Here is a 20,666-nt window from a genome sequence, read left to right on the forward strand (position 1 = left end):
GGCCGTGAAGTGTTTTGGCCTGTTGGCGACATGCGCCGGCATAATCGTGGCGGCTTCTCATGCAGAGGTAGCCGCCACTGAAACCCCGCTGGTTTGCCGTAATCTTTTTGACGATGATGCAAATGGGCATGCGGACAATCGCGGTGTCACAACAACCGATCTGATCGGTCTGCGCGATATCGGGCCGAACTTCGGCACCGATCTGCCCAAAAGCCCGTTGGCGCTATCACCCGATGGCAAGCATCTCGCCTTTGTCCTCAGCCGGGCAGATCCGGCGTTGAATGACTATTGTCAGGCATTGGTCACCATCGACTCCCAAAGCCAGAGACCATTGAAAATTCTGAACATGAGCCGCGGCCTTATCAATGATGTGCAAAACATTCGCGGTTTCCGCACAACCAACGGTACGCCCCTTATCAATAATCCGCATTGGTCGCCAGACGGCCAGTATCTGGCATATCTGGTTCAGGTCTCCGGCATCCCGCAGGCCCGTGTCGTATCGGTCGATCGCGCAAGCGTGGTCTTTACCACGACCTCTGAAACAGCCGTTCGCGAGATACGATGGTCGTCCGATGGAAGGCTGTTGTTTGGCAACGAGCCAGAAGCCGCGAGATTGGAGGCTGATATCGATCAGCGAGGCCGCGCCGGCTTTCTCTATGACGACAGCTTTGTACCTAATAGGGAAGCCCGTCCTTCCCTCCCTGCCCCCATACCGATCCGATTTCAATCTTTGACAGCCAGCGGCACGGACCTGCGTCTCGCGACGATTGAAGAAATGTCCGAGCGCGTCGAACGTCAGGATGATCGCACGTCACAGGCGCTTGTTCGCTCAGTTCCGGCGAGCAAAGGCCTCGCGGCTCAGTTGGTGCGGCGGGATCGGACCAGCCTTTCATCCCCCATAGACCTATGGATTCAACATGCTGATGGCCGCCGCCAGCGCTGCAATGATCCCGCTTGTACGAGCGGAATTCAGAATATGTGGTGGATTGGGGGAGCAAAAAGGCTGTTGTTTCTCCGGCGGGCGGGCTGGGGCAATAGCGAGTTGCAATTCTACAGCTGGGACATGAAATCTGCCCCGAAGGCAACGCTGAAGACCGAAGACCTTATCACCGGTTGCGAGTTGGCTTCCGACACGCTTATCTGCCTTCACGAAGCGTCCAATCAGCCGCGGCGTATCATTCGTATCAACTCAGGTAGCGGCGCAAGAACAATCTTGTTCGACCCCAATCCGTCGTTTCGCAGATTGCAGATGGGAGGAGTAAAGCGCCTGCGCTGGAAAAACTCTATCGGCATCGAATGCTTCGGAGATTTGGTCTTGCCGCAGAAGCATTCTAACCAATCGAAAATCCCGCTGATTGTGGTCCAGTATCTCACGAGGGGCTTTTTGCGTGGCGGTGTCGGAGACGAATATCCGATTTTTCCACTCGCTGAACAGGGCTTTGCAGTCCTAAGCCTACAGAGACCTGCCGACTACTATATGACGATCAAGGATGGCTCGATTCGAACAGCGCTGGATGCAAGAACCATCAATCAACGCGACTGGAATGACCGACGCAGTGTGCATTCCGCCTTGATGAACGGCATCGCCTTGGTTGAATCTCACGTCGGCATTGATACCGATCGTATAGGTATCACAGGTTTGAGCGACGGAGTTTCTACCGTGCAATTTGCATTGGTCAACGCTCTTGGCCGGTTCGCGGCCGCATCCATTTCGACCGGCTTTCAGGAACCGAAGTCAACGCAAATCTATGGCGGCTCGGCATGGGCAAAGCAACTGATCGCTATAGGGTACCCACCCCTAAACCATGATCAAACGCATTTCTGGTCAACGACGTCTATCGAACGCAACGTCGATAAATTCAGTTTGCCAATCCTGATGCAGATTTCGGACAACGAATATTTGATGGCGATGGAGAGCTACGGGATCCTCAAGGCAAAAAATCGCCCAACGGATTTATATATTTTCCCGAATGAAAACCATATCAAGAACGGCCCTGCCCACCGTTTTGCTATCTATGAAAGGAACATAGACTGGTTCAAATTCTGGCTGAAACATGAGGAGGATCCGTCAGCCAAAAAGAAATCAACCTATGATCGGTGGCGGGCGATGGCGGCTCAAAAAAATTTGGCACCATAGGATATCGTCATGACGACTTCATCGCGGCTACCCATGCTTCTGCATCAACGAGTTCGAGGATTCGGAAATGCATATGGTTGTGCCTGTCTCCTTCCAGCTTAATTGCGGCGTCCACTGCTGAGCGATCGATGATATTGGCCGCTGCAAGATGTCCGCCCAGCAGCATATCTTTAATTTTGCTCCGATTACGTTCGACCAGTCGTTGCAGGAAGCCATCAGGGCCGCCCTTCGTTCTGCGGTGAAGGATCGAGTCAGGGAGACGGGAGTCGAACGCCGCTCTTGCGATCGATCTATTTTCTCCTCCCATGCAAAAGTACCAGGAGGGAATGCGCAGGCACGTCTCTACGATCGGTTGAGACATGAGGGGGTTTATCATCGGCAGGACCGTTTCTCTTCTGAATCCCTCGAGATGGTTTTGGATCTGGATGAGATAAGCAATGTGCGCTGCCTTGCCCGGCAGCTCACCGATTGGCACCTCAAGCCATGAATGCGAAAATTCCGCGCCTAAGCGGCTCACAAAATCCCGACTCAGCAAATCAGCCTTCGGTTTCCAGCGATATTGTGGCTTGCGCAGCCACGCGCGGCGTGCAGCTAAGGCCGCGCAGCGTATGATACTGGTCTCTGCCATCTCAGCGACTTCTGCAGCCGTCACCATTGCCCCACGGCCAACGCCTTCAAAGAGGAGCCGATCTGCGATCGGAAGGACTGATTGCTGGAAGCAGAACACGTTGTCGCCACCCGACCCGGTGAAAAACGCATCGGCACTTACCGCGCTGGCGACAGCCAGGTAGGCTTGGTCTCCTGACTGAGCGAAGGATCGGGCCAACGGCCGTGGCAAATGAGCGGCATGGCTCATTTCAAGATCTGTATCGTCGGCGCTGAAAAACACCTCCTCCATTGGGATGTGCAGGAAATTTGCGATTGCGCGCGCATAATAGCGCTCATCACCAGCAGTTTCATCGGTCACAAGGGTCAGGCCTGTGACCTTCGCCCCCGCCTGAACGGCTGCTGCCGCTACTATCGATGAATCGAGTCCACCTGATAGTCCCACGACAAGCGTTGGAAATCGTGAGACCCATGCCCCTATTGTGGAGGTCAGTGTCGCTCGCAGATCCGATATTGCCGCAGCCGGTTCGCCATAATATTCCTGTCGCCTGGCATAATCCCAGGGGTTCCACCGTTGTGCCAGCTCGCTCTTACCAAGCTGAATGTCCAATTGAAAACCCGCCGGAATTTCATTCAGTTCAGCCAGGCATGTCCGACTTGTTCTCAAATTTGGGAAATACAGATGACGACCCAGTTGCTCATCGTCGATGGCGGAGCCCAAAAGGCCGACCTGACGAAACAACGCCATATCTGAACCAATTGCCGTCACGCCCTGCGATTTCATATAGTAACATGGCATGCCCCCCGACGGGTCACGCACCACCGTGATGTCGTCGTGATCCTCATCGTGTAGGATCGCAACATATGAGCCCCAATATTTCTCGAGATGGATCGCCCCTTCTATGGTGAATACGTCCTGAGCATCTGCAGGATTGAGGGGATCGACTGACATCTTCGCGCCATCGCGGCGATAGATCCACCCTAGCAGGAAAGCCGTTCTTCCCGGCTGGCTAAAAACTCCCACCGGTTGATCGGCAAGCAGCAGGAAATTTGGCCGATTTATAGCCACCTCCATTCCGGCCAACGCTGCTACTTCGACAGCGCGCATGTGGACGAGATTACCGGACCCGGACAATGCGAGATAGCGAACGCGCTTCACAGGATGAGCACCGGCACATATTCACGTGCCTTGTCGCGGTGGTCGCTGACGCTTCTTTCGCCTTTCTGAATCCAGCAATGTGCACCGAACGGCCCCGTACGGACGCCGATCACGAGATTGAACACCACGCTATATCTCGTCAGGGACCTGGCGAGCGCGAATGATCGCACCAAGCAACGGTTTTCAGCGGAAAGAAGCAGATCAATGAGCCGATAGGATCCGACCAGACGGCCAATATCATCGTGACGTTCATGACCATGCGTTCGCTGTATCCGGCGTTCCAGCTTTGCTACAGCCGCCGCCAGCCCGACCCAGCGTATTATGGCGAGAGCCCATAGCTGGTCGATCACGGCAACCATGACATGTCCCAAGGACGGACGCCTCGCCTGGTCAAAATAAGACCCAGTGATTGCGGGCATATTCCCGGTTGGTGCAACGATGGAAGGGTATTCTGTTGCGGAAATGAGGCCGGATCCGAGCAATATCTCGGCGTCGCCGGGTATGGCCATCTGACCCCGTTCCAGCCGCCTAAGTGCGGCTGCCCCGCTGGGTGACAATTTGAAATATCGGTTATGATAGAGATCCAGAAATACCGGGGCAGGTCCGACCCAGACATAGGAGACACCCGATCGCAGCTTATAGGCCATGAGCAATTCTCTAGCTGTATGGCGCGCAAGCATGGCCTGCGCGCCACCGTTTCAGTCGTCGGAAAGCCCGGACTGCAGCCGCTGCTGAGCCTGGTCGATGTCGACGCCGTTGTTGCCCTTCGTCTGCTCGGTCACCGCTCCCAGGTCGACCAGGTCGGCTTCCAGATGGTTGTCGCGTTCCATACTTACCTCCTTCTTTGGACTGCTGCACTCGTTGCAGCCCAATCATGGTAAGTCAGACCCCAATTGATCAGCCATCTTATAAGGTCTCGCTTGTGCAACCAGTCGGTACTATTATGCTATTCAACCAAAATGTAGCCTATATGATCTGAGACAACGTATTCATATTGCACCACATGATCATGAAGTGATGCTTTCACAAATTCTTCCGACACGACGAATTCGGCGCCTGTGATAAGCCCAAAGGACCTCAAAACGGTCTGAACCTTGACCGGAAGTGGTCGCGATCTCGACCGCCCGCAATTCCGAGGTCAAGTTGCGCAACACGCGAAACTCCGCCAGGCGAGCCATATGGAGTCGTTCGGTCGCAGACTTCAGGGCCGTTGCATGTTCACCGTCGTGACAAGCCCGTGCGACTGACAGAAACAAATCAGTCGCCGCCTTCGCCAATGACTGGCCATCTATATCGGGTTGAAGATAGGGCCTTGAGGCACCGCCTACAGACAGGCGCGTTCCCTTGAGCACGAGGCGCAGGAGATGACCGTGCCAGCGGTAAAGGTCTCGCAGGCCGTCTGGCGTCAGATGAAGCAGGCGATAGCCACCACCGTAGGCGATTTCGAGCATATGCTCGCCGACCAGGCGCTGGGCTCCGTCCCTGAATGGCGACACGGATACGCCGTATTCCGCTGCCAACGCCCTTTCTATGAGCATGCTTCCTGGCGGGAAGCGCCCCGCCATGATATCGGACTTGAGAAGGAGATAGGCTCTTTCAGCCACCACGGGTTCCGGAGACATACCGACTTCTAACGGTACTGGTCAGGTTGCGTGACAGATCCGGCACGCGAGGCACGGCGCGCGACTGCTGCGGCCTGATGTCGGCTCACGACCTCAAGAATATCTCTCTCGAGCTCCCACAGGTCATCTTGAAGCAAAAGCTCACGCGGCAAGTCCATATTGTGCTCCGTTGCAAGCAAGGGAATGAACAAATGAGGCGTGGTCATCCGCAGCGAATGCGCGCAGCGAATATGATCCTCAAGCGCAGGTGCCCCAGCTCCACCCTCAAGTTCGCGGATCCAGCGTTCGCTGCAGCCGACGGCCTTTGCCAGGCTGTGTTGAGAAATCCGGTCTCTGCGGCGACGCCGCTCGATAAGCTTCCCGGAAAGCTCCTTGATCAACGATAATATTCCGCCATCGATTGTTTGTGGACTTTGAGGCGTCATCTGCAGGTCCCCCTGGCAGCGGCTCAAAATCACAAATCACATCGCCTGTGCTCGGCAATTTGTTGTAAATAAAACTGTGCGTCAACTACAAGAAGGTCGATATTACGAGACCAGTTTCCGCTGCTTGCGAAAAATAGTATCGCGCAGGCGACTATCCTTCAGAACGATGAGGAGACCGTCCTGTTTTGCCGGGCATATCCCGGAATGATCGTATGACCCGCGCATCCTCGGTTCCCTGCATGTGCACTAGAGCTGAAAGGAAGAGTTTCCACACCTGGGGCGAAGGATGAATGGCTTCGGAGTGAACTGCTGTGCTGACGATATCCCCGATAAGCCGCGAGAGGGTGGAGGATGTTCCGACATGTCGAACATTACGCCCACCAAGCCGATCCAGCTGAGGATCCAGCAGTTCGGATAAAAGCTCGGTCTCGTCGCATCGATGAAGAAGATCGACCGCTACGAACAGGGTCGTTCCATAGGGCAAGAAATCGCCGATCAGATGACATAAGCGGCAGTGGCACTGGAGAAACAGGTGAATGCCCTCAGCGGAAAGCTGAAGCTTGTACGCCCTGGATTGCTGACTCCCCATATTCGCTCTCCCACCACAAACAGCGATTCTTCCGCGATCGATCCAAATGCCGGTCTAACGACGCTGTGCAATGTCGATCATTTCGCCAAAGGAACAAAAGGTGAAACCGGAACTATACTTCCGGTTTCCGGAAATGGATTTCCGATAGCCGGAACTGAACTACCTTAAACCGGAACTGAAATTCCCTGTCACTTGCGAGAAGCAAGGTTTCCCCGCCACTCAAGCCTCTGTCGAGACGGCAGCAAGGGTGAGAATTTCCGAGCGATCGGCAGCCCGCATCCGTTCCGATCCCCCTTTTGGGAGATTTCGCGGTTATGACCAGAACATGTTCCAGTCGCGCGGCAATGCTCGTCGCACTCCTGCCGGCTATTATGCCTCTTCATGGCGCAGGAGCGCAAGCCGCTCCGTCCGAGAGAAAAGAACCTGCCCCGATCACGCGCGAAGCGGCTACGCTTCGCGACGCGGCCAATGAAGCCCAGGTCAAGTTGCAACAGACCTTCACGAACCTGCGCTTCGAAGAATTTGGTCCAGCGCCGGTCGAAGGTCCGATCTATCAGGCGACCGCCGGCGGCCGGATCATCTACTACGCGCCGCGCAGTGAGCATCTTTTGTTCGCGACGGTCTACGACCGCAACGGTGTCAACCTGACCGCGCTGGCGCAGGAACAGGGCGCGGCGCGCCGTCTCAAGGCCATCGATCCTGCCAAGGCACTGGCGATAGGCCCGGCAGATGCGCCCACGGTCATCGAATTTACCGACCCCGACTGTCCTTACTGCCAAGCGCTCGACCGCTTCTGGAGCGCCAAGGCCGCCGAAGGCAAGACGGTCAGGCGTCTCATTTTCTTCGTGAGCGGTATCCACCCGACCGCAGCCGCCAAGGCGGAGCATATCTTTTGCTCCCCCGATAGCGAGGCGGCATTCCGGGCGGCCTATTCAGGACAGACACCGCCCGTTCTGCGCCAATGCGCAGCGGGACGCGCCAGGGTCGCGCAAGATGCTGAGCTCGTCGCCAAAATCGGCGTCTCAGGAACGCCGACGCTGATCGTCGATGGCAAGCTCATATCGGGCTTCCAGCAGGCCGAGCTCGAGGCGTTCCTCGATCGGCACGCAAAGCCGAAGCTTGCAAAGGCAGTTTCCGATGCGCGGCGCTGAACGCAGGCGCGCCATCGCAGCGAACCACACTCTCTTTCCGGAGGGCATCCGTTCTGGCCCCAGCTGGCCTGCGCGGATGAACCAGGATGCCGGCGGCGGCGGGCTCATGGAGCCGTCCACCGACGCCCCGGCCGACACCGATCTTCCTTCGATGCCGGCAGGCTTTGGTTGGACGGCTCCTTTTTGGAGCAATGCAATGATGCGTACATTTGGCAGCAAGGTCCTGGCGGTGGCCAATATCGGCCTCCCTTTAGGTGCGATCGCTCTGGTGGGTGGTCCGGCCCAAGCCTTCTCGGCACCGGCCCAGGGCGATCTTGGTTACGACATATACGATATCGTCGTGAACCAGGGTGTGAAGGGTCCGATGGGATTTGTAGGCGGCGTCGCCGCCTTCCTGTTCGGCGTCTCACGCCTGTTCTCGAACATCATGATCGGCATCCCGACCATTGTCGCGGCCGTCTGCCTCATCAAGGCGGACTCCATTCTCCAGACCTTCGGGATGGTCGTCTGAGACGCGCGGCGCGGCTGCGGCCTGGCTGACCCGCCAGGCGCATGCCGCACCGGCAACAGGCTGGGGATCGATGGTCGGTCCCTGGAAACCGACACCTTCGCAGGTGTCATGAAGCAGGAGGAGAAGGGCAAATGGACGAACGCCTTCCGCAATATCTGCATCGGCCGGTCCAGATCCTGTGGTTCGGATCGGACGAGTTCCTGCTCGCGACCTCGAGCATATTCGTGGCCGCGATCGTAGGCGGACTTGTCGGCTGGGCGCTCATCGCTGCCCTTCTCCTTTTCATTCCGTGGAAGCGGACCAAGCCCAGGGGTTATCTCCCCCATCTTGCCTGGCGCTGGGGCCTTGTTTCCTTTCCCCATTATCCGGGTCCCACCCAGACCCGCTTCTTCGAGTGAGCGCCATGGGGCTATTGCATCGCAAAAAGAGCGAGGAGGATCCGCTGCTGGGTAAACCGGCGAGCTACGGCATCCATCGCTACCTGCAGGGGTCGGCGAACCTGTTCGAGGAGAACCGGTTGCTGAAGGTCGCGATCGCGGGCATGTTCGGCGTCACCGCCGTGCTGGGCGCGGTCATCTACACGACCAACCAGAATGCCCGGACCGTGATCGTCCCCTTCGGCGCCACCGGCGACCTCCATGTCTCGGGCAACACACCGTCCGAAGCCTATATCGTCGCCATGACGCGCAACATCGTCGCGCTTTCGGGCACATGGTCGGCCTATTCAGCCGACCGGCAATTCCAGGAGCTGCTGGGGCTTGTCCACCCGTCCGCCTATGGCGCGATGCGCGACAGCCTCAACGCCATACTCGATGAACTGGCGAACAATCCGACGCTGTCGATCGCCACCTATATCCGCAACGATCAGCCGGTTCGATGGACCGCCCATGAGATCGTCGTGCCGGTCGAGAAGGTCCGGGTGATCGGCGGCGTTATCCGCAAATTCCGGGGCATTTTACGCATCGGCTACGGCATCGAAAATGGCCGTTTCTGGCTGACGCGTCTTTCCGAGGAGCAGTTCGATGTCGAAACACGCTAATTACGGCATAGGCGCATGCGCCGCCCTGTCCGCGCTACTCCTAATGGCCGTGCCAGCCTCAGGCCAGACGCTCCACGCGCTGCCCGACCAGACCAGTCGGATCCGTCTCTCCAACCGCGACATCAACCATGTCGTGTGCGAGGGTGGCGAGATCGAGGATATCAAATTCTCGGCCGAGAAGGGTCTTGCCGTCGAGAAAGGCGGATCTGACGCCTGGATCAAGTTCCTTGCCCGCGAAATCGACGATGGCGGCCAGATAACACGCAGCTATGTGACGCAGCCTTCCGAATTCTTCGTGCACTGCAACGGCGCCACCTACCCGCTTTATGCCGAACCGGCGGAAATTCCGGCGCAGACGATAGTACTTGTCCCCGGCGCCCGGCAGCGCGCGCAGGCCAATAGCGCGTTGATGGCTGCGCTGGCGGATGAGGACCGCGCCGTCTCGATCACCATGGCCCTGCTCGATGATCGCATTCCCGCTTCGTTCAGCGAGGTTGCGCCATCCGGTAGCGCGATTGCCATCGCGACCGTTCCGGGCCTGTCGATCAGCGAGCAACGCCGCATCGCCGTCGAGGGCGCCGGGCTTTCAGCATCCCAATATCATGTGCGAACCACGGCAGCGGTGACGCTGGACGAGCGCCTGCTGGTCGATCCGGTCCTGGGGACAGGCATTTTCTCGATCACGCTGGACCGGGTCCATCTCGATGCCGGTGAAACGGCGCGGCTTGTCGTGGTCCGCCGGGGAGCCGGGCAATGAGCGGCGAGATGGACAGGGAGCGCCCAGAAGCCCCCGCCCCTTCCCCCGAAACCCTGTCCCCCTATCAGACGCATCTTGCCGCGCAGAGCGCCGGGCAAAAGGAGGAGGCCGTGCGCCGTCCGTCCCCGGCCTTGCTCGACTGGAAGGCGCAATGGGCCAAAATGTCGGCGCGGCAGAAGCTGCGCGCGCGCCAGCTCGCCGTCGGTGTTGCCGTCGGCGCGCTCGGGATCGGCCTTTATGCCGCATCGGGCAGCAAGGAGGAGGTGAAGCCCACCGATCCTGCCGCATCGCTCAACATGGGCGCAGGGCTGCGCGGCGACAGCCTCGAGGTGAAACTGCGCGGTGACCTGAAAAAGGTTCTCGATGGCCAGCAACTGCTGGGCGACAGGGTCAGCGCGATCGAGGAAGGCAAGGTGGTTCCCGGGTCCCATGCCCCCGGAGCGCCGGGCGGCCAGACTATCGATGGCGATCTGCCGCCCGCCCTGCCCGGCAACGTTCCTGCCCTGCCCTATCCGCCCGAGACCGGCGACATAAGCGCGGATGCCGACAGGCTGCCAGCGCCGCCCACCGGTCCGGTTGCGCCGCCTGCCCCGCCTGCGCCGCCGGTCGAAAAGACGGTTGGCGCGATCGGCACAGCGACCGGTCAGCTCGTGGCCCAGGGCGGGGCCGACAATGCCGCATCGTCCAAAAAAAAGAATCGGACGATCTATTTACCGCCTGGTTTCATGAAGGCGCGGCTCCTGACGGGGATCGACGCGCTGGCAAGCCGGGACGCGACCAGTAATCCTGAACCGATCATCGCGCGGGTGCAGGCGCCCGCGGTCCTGCCCAATGAGGTGAAGGCCAACCTTGCCGGCTGCTTCGTGGTCGGCAACGCCACCGGAAGCCTCGCCAAGGAGCGGGTTGAGGTGCAGCTCGTATCGCTCTCCTGCGTGGATTTCGACGAGCATTCGATCGTCGATCAGCCGGTCAAGGGCTTCTTTGTCGATACCGACGGCAAGAAGGGCCTGTCTGGCAAGGTAGTAACGCGCGCCGGGGCGACGCTGGCGCGCGCCTTCATTGCCGGGACGATCAGCGGCATCTCGCAATCAGTCGAAAGCACGTTCGGCAACACTTCTACCTCGGCGCTGGGAACAGTGCGCACGCTTGATGCGGGCGATGCTGCAAAGACAGGCATTGCCGGCGGGCTCTCCAAATCCTCGGACAAGCTCACCGACTTCTATCTCGATCTCGCCCGCCAGGCTGGTCCCATCGTCGAAGTGGGTGCCGCCAAGGATGTGGTCGTGGTGATCCAGGAGGGCACCACCCTCGAAATCAAACCCGGCGCGGGAGCCAAATTCTGATGTCCGCGCCCATGGGAGACACAATGATGAAGATGCTGCGACCCTGCCTCCTTGTCCTGCCATGTCTTGCGCTGCCCGGCTGCGCGACGATGGGTTCGGTGATGTCGCCCTATAGCGAGAAATTCTCGTGCAAGAATAGCGACCATGGGCAATGCATCCATCCCGATCAGGCCTATGCCGATGCGCTCGCCGGCCGCGCCTCCAAATCCGATCCCGCCGTCACCCATAACCGCAAGCTGCTCGCACCGGACAAGAAGCGAGCCCGCGGTAGGGACAAGGGCCGCCCCGCGGCTGCGGCGACAGCTGTGGCAATGGCGCAACCTGGCCAGGGCCATGTCGGCGCGCTGATCGAGGGGCCGCAATCGCCGATGCTGCGCCCATCGCGAACGATCCGTACATTGATTCTCCCCTATGCGGACAAGCAGCGTCCCGACCGGCTTTATATGGCGCGCTATGTCTATTCGATCATCGATCGCCCGGCCTGGGTCGTGGGCGACTATCTGGTGGAACCGGGCGGGCGAACGCCTGCGCCACCGGTGCTGCGCACGCTGCGCGAGCGCGAGCCGGGCAGCGCAGACGCGCCAACCGCAGAGGCCACCCCGCTGGCCGTCCATCCGGAGAAGCGGCCATGACCGCGCGGCCCGCCCACAAGGGTCTGAGCTATCAGCGCCTGCGCGCCGCCGTGACCCGCGACGCCTATTCGGATTTCCTGCCGATGGTCGCCTGGGTCGAGGAGGAGGAAGCTTTCCTCTGCATCGACGATGGCTGGGGCCAGGCCTGGGAGCTTGTCCCTTCCGCCTATATGTTCGCCCATGTGCAACAGGCGTTGCTGGGGCTGCTCAATATCCATTTTCCCGAAGGGACGGTTCTCCAGCTCATCACCTTTGCCGATCCGCTGATCGATCCGGCGCTCGACGCCTATCTCGATATGAAGGTCCGTCCCGACCCGCTGGTCCAGGCCTCGGCCCGGCGCACCGCCGACTATCTGCGCGGCGGAACCAGGGGCCTCGATGCGCTCCATGCCATCCCGGTGCGCGACTTCCGGTTGTTCCTCTCGATAAAGACGCGGGTGAAGCTCGGCGCGGACCTGCGCCGCCAGGTCGAAGAGCAGCTGGCGAAGATGGGCATCCGGCGTCTGCCGCCCGACGCGCTTGTCAGCTTCTATCGCCGGATTTTCAACGGCGTGTTCGCAGCCGCGCCGGGTGTGTTCCTCAGTGAAAGCATGGGCGGCATGCCCGCGCCATCGATCGCGCGGCAGATTATCGAGGCCGGCCCGGACCTCTGCTTCGAGGGCCCGGAAGTGTTTCTGGGCAACCAGGTGGCCCGTTGCCTCACGCCCAAGGCACCGGCGCGCCGGATTACCGCCGAACGTGCCAACCGGCTCATGGGCGGGATGCGCGGGAGCGCCGAGGATAGCGACCAAATTGGCGGGCCGTTCCTCTATTGCCTCTCGGTCCTGTTCGACCATTCGCAGTTCGAGATTCACAAGCGCGCGCAGATCCTCTCGGCGCAAAAGGCGGCCGGCAGCTTTGCGGTCGAGGTCGGCAAGCAGATCGAGGAGATTGGCTGGATTCTCGATGAGGCGTCGAACAGCCGCTTCGTCTCGGTAATCCCGACGATGTGGGTGTTCGGCCGTGACCGCGCCCAGGCGCGAGAACTGGCCGCCCGCGCCAAGCGATTGTGGGAATCAGAACCCCTGCCCTTCATGGTGCAGGAGGAAAGCTATCTGCTGCCCGTGCTGCTCGCGGCCAGCCTGCCCTTCGGCCTCTATCCCGAGAAGCAGACATTGAAGCTGCTGGAGCGCGATTTTCGCATGCCAGTCAAAGCCGCCAGCCTGATGGCGCCGGTGCAGACCGATTTTCGCGGCGGCGGCCGCCCGGTCCTTCTCTATGTCGGACGCAAGGGCCAGCTCATCACGCTCGATCTCTTCGACCCGCGGATCAATAATTATAATTTCATCGTCTCGGCCGAGAGCGGCGCGGGCAAGAGCTTCCTGCTCAATAATCTGTGCCAGCAATATTATGCGCAAGGCGCGCTCATCCGCATCATCGATATCGGTGGCAGTTACCGCAAGCTTTGCACGCTCTGCTCTGGCCGTTATATCGACATCGGCGAGGAGCGCCTGGTGCTTAATCCCTTCGACATGGGGCTCGCGCTCGATGGCGAGGACAAGCAATCGGCTATCGCGATGGCCGTCGCCATCGTCGCGGAAATGGCGAACGCCTCTACCCGCAAGCCGGTGACAACCTCGGAATGGAACCTGCTCAAGTCCGCCGTGCAGTGGACGGTCGATAGCGGGCGGGGCGAAGACGGCATCGACGCGGTGCGCGACTGGCTCGGGCACTATCCCGCCAATGCCGTTTCCGATCTCGACCGGGTCGACCATCTCGTGCCGGTCGCGCGCGAATTGGCGTTCAACCTGCGCGATTTCGGGTCGCAGGGTGCTTATGGCCATTTCTTCAACGGTCCCTCGACGCTCGACATCTCGCGCGACGAGTTCGTGGTGCTGGAGCTCGAACGTTTAAAGGCGCTCCCGGATCTCTTCAACGTGATCGTGATGGTGGTGGTGAACGCGGTCACCCAGGAGCTTTATCTCTCGGCGCGCGACAAACCCCGTTTCGTGCTGTGCGACGAGGCAGCCCAGTTCATGACCCGCAGCGACGGGCAGGATCTCTCCCGCCTCGCCGAGGCTTTTGGCCAGGGCTATCGGCGCGCACGCAAATATCAGGGCAGCTTTGGCATCGTGCTCCAGAGTATGAACGACCTCATGCTCTTTGGCGGCACCGGACAGGTGATCCTGGAAAATGCCGCCACCAAATTCCTGTTGCAGGGCTCCACTTATGACAAGGCGGTGGACAACAAGATCCTCGATTATTCGGGCTTCGTCCTCGATCTCCTGAAATCGGTCAGGAACGCCAAACCCAATTATTCCGAAGTGTTCATCGACAGTCCGCTGGGCCTGGGGATAGCGCGGCTGGTGGTCGATCCCTTCAGCTACTGGATCAACACCTCTGCGCCCAATGAGGTCGCCGCGTTCGAGGCGCTCGTGCGGGCGGGTCGCAATCCGCTTGAGGCGGTGTGCGACCTGGCCGGTGTCGATCCCGCGCAGGTGCTGGGCGGAGATATCCGCCCGGACGGGAGGGCGGCATGACGCACAAGCCTGTGGCCCATCCCGATCAATTGGCGCTCGACTGGGAAAACGACCCGGCGATCGAGGCGATGATCGAGGCGCGCGTCGCGAGGCGCGCCGAGGCCGCCGCCTTCCAGTGGCGCGTGCGGCTGGTGGCCATCGAAACCTGCATGATGGGCAGTCTCGTCATCGCAGCCGGGATCGCGCTCGATCAGCCGCCGCTCCAGACCATTCGCGCGGGCATCCTCGTGGCTACCGCCTGCTGTGCGAGCGGCATGCTGCTGATCGGCCTGTCGGGCGCATGCGGGATGCTGTGCTCGCGCTTCAGGCAATGGAGGGCGCGATGAAGGCAGATCACGCCAATGGCTTCGATCATGGTCTTGACGTAGGAGACGATGTCCATGGGCTTCTCGCCTATGCGCGCGGCGTGAGCGACCGGGCGCTTGGTATCGACGCGGTTGCGCAGGCGATCGTCACGGTCATCCAGGCGGAACGCCGCTTTGCGCGGCTGTGCTACGCCCTGCTGGTAACCGGCGGCATAGCCAATGCCGTGTTTTGCGCATTCGCGGCGGCGTGGATCCTCCAGGTTCCGCTGGTCGAAGCCATCTTCATCGGCATCTGCGCCGGAATGGGCGCCAGCTCCACGGGCCTGATCCTCATTCCCTGGGACGCAATCGCCCAACGCCTTCGTGATTTCATCCAGCGGTGGAGGCGGGCGTGAACGGCATCTTCTCAAGCACGCCCGCGCCAGGGCCCATCCGCCTCCTGGTCGGCAGCCAGGGCCTTGCGCTCGTGCAGTCCTGTATCGCCTGGCAATTGCCCGCCATGCCCGCGGTCGTTCGCCTTCTTGGCGCGGCCATAGCGATCATTGCGACAGCGGCCCTTATCAGCGCCGCGATCGGCGAGGGGCGCGAGAACCGTCCGCCATATTGGAGACGGCGCCATGGTCGCTAGATCCATATGCCCTGGCGGTCGCCTTCCTGCCCTGTCGGCCCTGGCGCCATTGGCGCTGATGACGGGGCTGATGACGCCCGTGTCCGTACCGGCTGCGACCAGCACCATCGGCCGCACCTGGCCGATCGCCGAACCCGATGCGCTGAGCGAGATCGAAGGCCGCGCCGCGCATGTTCCAGACATGAAAACCGCTTTTGGGCCGCGCGAGCGCTGGTCGGCAATGCAACCTGCCGCGCTCGGTATCGCCCGCGCCGATCGCAACCGGACGGTAGTGCCCTTCTACACGCTCGATCAGGATATCCGGCTGCCGGGCGGAAAACTCCTCTATGCCAAAGGGTATAGCTTCAATCCCCTTGCCTATGTTGCGCTGCCCCAGCGGCTCATCGTCGTGCATCCGCGCGATCTGGCCTGGGCGCTGCGTACCGCAAGGCCCGCCGACTTCATCCTGCTTGCCGCCGGTGGTCTTTCCCAGGCGGGAGATACAGATGCCGATGCGATCACATTGGGTGAGCGTCACGGTCGGGCGCTGTTCCTGCTTGAAGAGCGCGTAAAGGCACGGCTCGGCCTCACGGTCGCGCCGGTGATCGTCGCCCAGACGGGGCAAAAGCTGGTGCTGACCGAGGTCGCCATGCCCCCCAGTCCGCGGAGCATCGCGCGATGAACATGCTCGCGATCCGAAAAATCCTGATATGCGGTTCGGCCTTTGCAGCACTGGCGCTCGCCTCGCCCGCTTATGCCTCCAAATGTGAGGCGGGCACGGTCTTCAACCCGATCACCAAGGTGCGCTGGAACTGCATCTTCCCGATCACCATCGGCGGCGTGAAGGTGGGTCCGAGCGATCCGCTCGGCAAGGCGCTCGATGCGCAGTCCGCCTCCAAACCCTTATGTGCCTGCCGCAAGGGCGTGACCTTCTGGTTCGGCGTGAAGGTCAGTTTCTGGTCGCCCAATCGCATGGTCGACGTGGCGACGGAGCCGGGCTGCATGATGGCGCTGGGCGCTGACCTCATGCCGACCGGCGGCAGGCTGCAGGGCAGCCAGACCAGCATCGCGGACGGCACCAATACCCGCAAGATGTTCGCCCAGATGCATTATTATATCGCGCCGGTCTGGAAGATGCTCGACATGTTCACCGACCTGCCCTGCGTCGAGGATGACGGCTTCGACGTGGCGCTGATCACCGAGGTGCTGCCGACCTGGCAGTCTGCAACGCTGGGCGCGATCATCCAGCCCGAGGCGATCCTGTTCGGCAATCCGGCCGCAGGCCTTGCCTGCATGGCCGACAGCGCCGCGGCCGCGGCCGGCAAGGTCGTCGATCCGCTCTTCTGGTGCATGGGGTCCTGGGGCGCCACTTATCCGGTAGCCGGCGACATCCATTTTGGCGACAGCGTCGAGGCCTGGGCGGGGCTCGCCGCGCGCGGCGTCTTCATGATGGGGCGGCTTGGCGCCCTTACCGTGAGTTCAGCGGACGGCTGCTCGTTCATCCCGCAACCGGTCTGGACCAAGAGCCGCTACAAGTTCCAGCTCATGGAACCGGTCAAGGGCGGCCAGTGCGTCAATGTCGGGCGGCCCGGCACGCTTTGGACCAGCGCCAAGCATGCGCCGGGCAAGGACAATGCGCAGTTCATGCTGTTTGAAAAGACGATCTGCTGCGCCGGGGTTTCGACGCCATGAGCAGATCGCCTGTCCCGATCCGCATGGCAGCGCCTGGCCCCAGCCGATGGTCTGCCCGTCATTCCACCAGGCCAGGCGTACCCCCTGCGGTCAGGCCAGTGTCGCATCCCTCCTGCGGCATTGGTCGGACGGTCGGCGTGGCCACAAATGCAGACGATCATGCGGCGTGCCCCTCCTCGCTGCATGTGGTCGTGGCCACGCTGACCGTTTTTGAAGGCCAAGCTGTATTCCGGGCAGAGCGTGCCGGGCTTGTTCCAGCGGTTTTGCTGTTCCGGCTGCGGCGCGGGTCGCGGCAGATTACCCCGGGCGAGAACTGGCCATGAGGCCAGGCACCCTCGTCCTTGTCGCAGCGCTCGCCCTGCCTGCCCCGCTTCATGCGCAAACGGCGCAGGACCGCGCCCGCGCTGCGGCGGCCTCCGCGCGGGCTAAGAGCGCGGACAGCGACGCGCTGCTTGGCCATTATGTGACGCCGGGTATGGCCGGAGCGCCGATCGCCACCGTGGATTCCTCAAAGACTTTCACGCCCAACCTTGCCTGCCAGAAGAGCGCGACACTGCTCGAACTGCTCGCCCAACCAAACGCCACCGGCGATATCGGCACGCTCAGCATTGCGCGCGACAGCGATCTCGACGGGAGGTTCGATGAGGCATTGACCGTTCCTGTTCCCACCTCGGGGATTTGCGCGAACGGGATCATCTCCTGCACGCCGGGCCGCTGGGACGCGTGCCGTTTTTTCCGCTGGGACGCGTCCGCGTCCGGATCTTTGAAGCTGGCCCAGGTCGAGCTGACCGATCTGGCCGGTTGTTACTGCGTCAATAATAGCTGTGGCAGCAATCTGGTCTGGGGCAATATGGCCTCGATCCTCAAGGATCTGGGCGGCGGCGTGGTCGGCGCGCTTACCACGGCCGATCCGCGTATCGGCATCGCGCAGGCGTCCATCGATGGCCCGCTCATCCGCTATACCGGCGCGCAAACCACATCCTGTACGGCGCAGCCCCGGATTGGCGCCACAGCCTACAAGGCCAATCCGGGCGCCATGGCGAGCGACGCCTATGGTGCCGCGCAGACGAGCAGTGTTTTCCAAGCGCTGTCCGCGTCTTCGGCTGGAACCGGCACGTCGCAGGTCATCAAAAGCTGCACCATTACCCGGCAGATCGCACAGGAAGAAGTAACCGCCGAAATGATCATCGATCGCGTGTCGGGCGGCTACGCAACCTCTGCTGCAAATCCAAGCAGCCGCACCTTTGTCATGGGTTCGCCCGTCGACAACAGCCTCACAGGTGGATCCTGCACCCTCATCGATTTTCATATGACGCTGCGGGTCAAGGATGCCCAAAGGCTACAGCAGGTACTTCTGACTCGCTTTGGCGGTGACGACTGGGCGCAGATACGGATCGATGGCGAACTGGTCGGTTCAGGTCCCGATGGCTGGAGTGGAACCGGACCGCCACCGGGCAAATGCGAGAAGAAGAGCGCCTTCTATGTCGATCCCAATCTCGATCTCACAGGAAAGCTCACGCAAGGCGATCACGATATCTGGCTGCGTGTCGCGGTCGCCGATGGCGGCGAAGCTTATGCCGCAATCGAAGCGACGGTGGACGCGGGTTGCAAGACGAGCGAGCAGCTTGTCGACACCTGTTCGGGCTATGCTGCCAATGATAAATGCCGCCTCGACGACGAAGAGGTCGATGGCGTCGTCACCTATCGCAACGGCGTCAAGACCGGGCTTAGCCCCCTGCCCCAGACCCGGTTGATCGGCACCGGCGCCTGCGCGACGCAGGTCAGCCGCGCCTTCTTCGAGCGCCAGCGCCGCTACGCCTGCACGGTCGATTTAGGCGCTGCCCCGCAGCCCGATCTCTCGCGCGGCGCTTATATCATCGATCATTCGACCGAGACTTTGCTCGCTGACCGGGTGAAGCATGCCGATGGCAGCGAAAGCCTGACGACCCGCAATTTTTCCTTGCCGGTGTTGGGCACCGTCAATGCCTGCGAGCCGATCTGCAAGACCCGCAAGCCGCAGGCCAACGCAGCCGTCGCACCCGATGGCGTGACGGGCGCGAAGCAGACCGACCCCATAGGCTGGGATAGTTTCTATCACGCCTGCCAGGACAGCAATGTCTGCCCCGCGGGCGAGGGCGAGGAACTGGTCCAGGGCTGTGGCTGCATCGATGATTTCCCCGAAGCGGTGGTGATGATGCAGACGGTACGCCTGGGCGGCGCCGACATGGTCTGCACGAGTGCCGTGCGATGAGGCGCGGACGCATCTTGCTCTTAGGGATGATCCTTCTCGTTGGCGGTGTCCCGCTGATGCCCAGCGCCGCATTCGCCCAGCAGCTCTGCGCGGTCGATCGCAATGGCAATGGCGACGCGGCCGACGACGGCGAAACGGCAAGCTGTCACCTCACCGGCGCGGGCGGATGGATGTGCCCCATTGGCGAAACCCTTTGTGAGGCCGATGGGACAGGTGTCATGCATTGCCCGCTGGGCGATCAGCATGCCTGCGCGGTGCCCGCGAGCGGCGGCGCGCCAAGCTGCTCGGCCAATGCCTGTATCGACACTGGCGCCAATCCCATCGTCGAGGAGCCCGTGGTGGATGATCCGGGCGTCGAGGCCGACGGCGGCGTCGATGCCGATGGTACTTGCCTTGGCACGATCGAGATTTTTTCCGGTCGTGCGGCGCGTTGCCGCCCTGCCGGTCTCAGCACGACCTTCCAGAATTGCTGCAAGGACAAGGGGAAAATCGTGAAGGACGGCATGGGCGGTTCGATCTCGTCGATCACGACGAAGATCGCGGTCGCCAAGGGCGTCTTCACCGGCATGAAAGCAGCCTACACCGCCTTCAGGGCCGGCGCGACCGCAAGCCAGGCGGCGAGCGCGGGCGCCAATGCGATCATCGTCGGCATCGATCCCACATCGATCGCGATCAGCCTTGCGGTCAATGTCATGATCGATCTGCTGCTCCAGGGTTGCGACCAACAGGATATGGAAGTGGGCATGCTGCGCGGTTCGGGCATGTGCCATGAGGTCGGCAGCTATTGTTCATCGAGCATCCTTGGCATCTGCGTGCAGAAGGCTCGGGGCCATTGCTGCTTCAACACCAAGCTTGGCCGTATCATCCAGGAACAGGGTCGCCCGCAACTGAAGGCCTTTAGCGCCATTGGCTGGGGCACCGCCAAGCAGCCCTATTGCCGCGGTTTTACACCGGAAGAATTCCAGGCGCTCGATTTCAGCAAAATGGACCTCTCCGAATATTACACGGAAATCGAGGCGCGTGCCCAATCCGACATCCAGATCGATATGAAGGACAAGATCGATGCCCATATGCAGACGATCAATAACTAGGCGCGCCCTGCTTCTGGCCGGGATCGTGTTTGCGCCCGCATGGCTCCAGGCGAGCCAACCGCAGACCCCGGCCGGTCAGCCGACGAGCGATAATGCGCGGACGCGGATTGAGGACCAGGGCGACGCGGCGCTCGAACGCGTAAAGCGCGCTGTCGGCAAAACCAGGGCATCCGCGCCGCCTTCGCCCGTTCTGCCCGCCAAAACTGACGCAGCGGCGCAACGGCGAGCTT

The 20,666-nt window shown here is 61.1% G+C and carries 21 protein-coding genes; 16 read left to right on the forward strand and 5 right to left on the reverse strand.

All coding sequences use genetic code 11. From position 1 onward, the window contains the following. The first annotated feature begins 4 nt into the window (after nt 1-4). Complete coding sequence (locus AC07X9_RS18155) at nt 5-2,137, forward strand: Atxe2 family lasso peptide isopeptidase (protein WP_086486281.1); 2,133 nt, start codon at nt 5-7, stop codon at nt 2,135-2,137. 7 nt (nt 2,138-2,144) lie between these two features. Here AC07X9_RS18155 and AC07X9_RS18160 read toward each other — a convergent pair whose 3' ends face one another. From AC07X9_RS18160 to AC07X9_RS18180, 5 genes are all read right to left on the reverse strand, one after another. Next, complete coding sequence (locus AC07X9_RS18160; RefSeq protein ID WP_086486280.1) at nt 2,145-3,851, reverse strand: asparagine synthase-related protein; 1,707 nt, start codon at nt 3,849-3,851, stop codon at nt 2,145-2,147. A gap of 47 nt (nt 3,852-3,898) precedes the next feature. Next, a complete protein-coding gene (locus AC07X9_RS18165; protein ID WP_176342160.1) occupies nt 3,899-4,549 on the reverse strand; it encodes a lasso peptide biosynthesis B2 protein in 651 nt (216 codons plus the stop codon). A gap of 51 nt (nt 4,550-4,600) precedes the next feature. After that, nucleotides 4,601-4,732, reverse strand: coding sequence for a benenodin family lasso peptide (locus AC07X9_RS18170; protein WP_120252424.1), 132 nt, complete (start codon nt 4,730-4,732; stop codon nt 4,601-4,603). A gap of 177 nt (nt 4,733-4,909) precedes the next feature. Continuing rightward, nucleotides 4,910-5,506, reverse strand: a complete 597-nt coding sequence (locus AC07X9_RS18175; RefSeq protein ID WP_176342159.1) for a GntR family transcriptional regulator — start codon at nt 5,504-5,506, stop codon at nt 4,910-4,912. 26 nt (nt 5,507-5,532) lie between these two features. Further along, the gene (locus tag AC07X9_RS18180) at nt 5,533-5,949 is read right to left on the reverse strand and encodes a helix-turn-helix domain-containing protein (RefSeq protein WP_140159640.1); all 417 of its coding nucleotides are present in this window, start codon (nt 5,947-5,949) and stop codon (nt 5,533-5,535) included. A gap of 532 nt (nt 5,950-6,481) precedes the next feature. On the opposite strand from AC07X9_RS18180, the gene AC07X9_RS18185 reads away from it, so the two are divergent. From AC07X9_RS18185 to traN, 15 genes are all read left to right on the forward strand, one after another. Beyond that, on the forward strand, nt 6,482-6,706 hold the full coding sequence (locus AC07X9_RS18185) for a hypothetical protein (protein ID WP_176342158.1): 225 nt from the start codon (nt 6,482-6,484) through the stop codon (nt 6,704-6,706). Between the two features lie 203 nt (nt 6,707-6,909). Next, nucleotides 6,910-7,689 (forward strand): DsbC family protein, encoded by a 780-nt coding sequence (locus tag AC07X9_RS18190; RefSeq protein WP_495197992.1) that lies wholly within the window; start codon nt 6,910-6,912, stop codon nt 7,687-7,689. A 196-nt stretch (nt 7,690-7,885) separates the two neighbouring features. After that, nucleotides 7,886-8,200 (forward strand): hypothetical protein, encoded by a 315-nt coding sequence (locus AC07X9_RS18195; RefSeq protein WP_171899175.1) that lies wholly within the window; start codon nt 7,886-7,888, stop codon nt 8,198-8,200. A 131-nt stretch (nt 8,201-8,331) separates the two neighbouring features. Beyond that, nucleotides 8,332-8,598: a type IV conjugative transfer system protein TraL gene (locus AC07X9_RS18200; protein WP_069064025.1), complete on the forward strand. Its 267-nt coding sequence runs from the start codon at nt 8,332-8,334 to the stop codon at nt 8,596-8,598. 5 nt (nt 8,599-8,603) lie between these two features. Beyond that, nucleotides 8,604-9,239: a TraE/TraK family type IV conjugative transfer system protein gene (locus AC07X9_RS18205; RefSeq protein WP_086486439.1), complete on the forward strand. Its 636-nt coding sequence runs from the start codon at nt 8,604-8,606 to the stop codon at nt 9,237-9,239. Further along, nucleotides 9,223-9,996, forward strand: coding sequence for a type-F conjugative transfer system secretin TraK (locus tag AC07X9_RS18210; protein ID WP_086486275.1), 774 nt, complete (start codon nt 9,223-9,225; stop codon nt 9,994-9,996). Before AC07X9_RS18205 ends, AC07X9_RS18210 begins: the two co-directional genes overlap by 17 nt. Next, complete coding sequence (locus tag AC07X9_RS18215; RefSeq protein ID WP_086486274.1) at nt 9,993-11,339, forward strand: TraB/VirB10 family protein; 1,347 nt, start codon at nt 9,993-9,995, stop codon at nt 11,337-11,339. Before AC07X9_RS18210 ends, AC07X9_RS18215 begins: the two co-directional genes overlap by 4 nt. Nucleotides 11,340-11,365: 26 nt before the next feature. Then, entirely contained in the window at nt 11,366-11,971 is a 606-nt protein-coding gene (locus tag AC07X9_RS18220) for a TraV family lipoprotein (protein WP_176342172.1), read from the forward strand. Further along, nucleotides 11,968-14,490 carry a TraC family protein gene (locus AC07X9_RS18225; protein WP_086486272.1) on the forward strand — a complete coding sequence of 841 codons (2,523 nt, stop codon included), beginning with the start codon at nt 11,968-11,970 and terminating at the stop codon, nt 14,488-14,490. The genes AC07X9_RS18220 and AC07X9_RS18225 overlap by 4 nt, the downstream gene beginning before the upstream one ends. Then, nucleotides 14,487-14,816, forward strand: a complete 330-nt coding sequence (locus tag AC07X9_RS18230) for a hypothetical protein (protein WP_086486271.1) — start codon at nt 14,487-14,489, stop codon at nt 14,814-14,816. The genes AC07X9_RS18225 and AC07X9_RS18230 overlap by 4 nt, the downstream gene beginning before the upstream one ends. Then, nucleotides 14,813-15,190 (forward strand): hypothetical protein, encoded by a 378-nt coding sequence (locus AC07X9_RS18235; RefSeq protein WP_140159639.1) that lies wholly within the window; start codon nt 14,813-14,815, stop codon nt 15,188-15,190. Before AC07X9_RS18230 ends, AC07X9_RS18235 begins: the two co-directional genes overlap by 4 nt. Nucleotides 15,191-15,412: 222 nt before the next feature. Further along, nucleotides 15,413-16,084, forward strand: coding sequence for a conjugal transfer protein TraW (locus AC07X9_RS18240; RefSeq protein ID WP_375713723.1), 672 nt, complete (start codon nt 15,413-15,415; stop codon nt 16,082-16,084). Further along, nucleotides 16,081-17,094 carry a TraU family protein gene (locus AC07X9_RS18245; protein WP_140159638.1) on the forward strand — a complete coding sequence of 338 codons (1,014 nt, stop codon included), beginning with the start codon at nt 16,081-16,083 and terminating at the stop codon, nt 17,092-17,094. The genes AC07X9_RS18240 and AC07X9_RS18245 overlap by 4 nt, the downstream gene beginning before the upstream one ends. A 319-nt stretch (nt 17,095-17,413) precedes the next feature. Beyond that, the gene (locus tag AC07X9_RS18250; protein WP_086486266.1) at nt 17,414-19,345 is read left to right on the forward strand and encodes a hypothetical protein; all 1,932 of its coding nucleotides are present in this window, start codon (nt 17,414-17,416) and stop codon (nt 19,343-19,345) included. Beyond that, nucleotides 19,342-20,436 (forward strand): conjugal transfer protein TraN, encoded by a 1,095-nt coding sequence (gene traN, locus AC07X9_RS18255; RefSeq protein ID WP_086486265.1) that lies wholly within the window; start codon nt 19,342-19,344, stop codon nt 20,434-20,436. The genes AC07X9_RS18250 and traN overlap by 4 nt, the downstream gene beginning before the upstream one ends. The last annotated feature ends 230 nt before the right edge of the window (nt 20,437-20,666 follow it).

Source organism: Sphingobium sp. GW456-12-10-14-TSB1 (genome assembly GCF_059424385.1).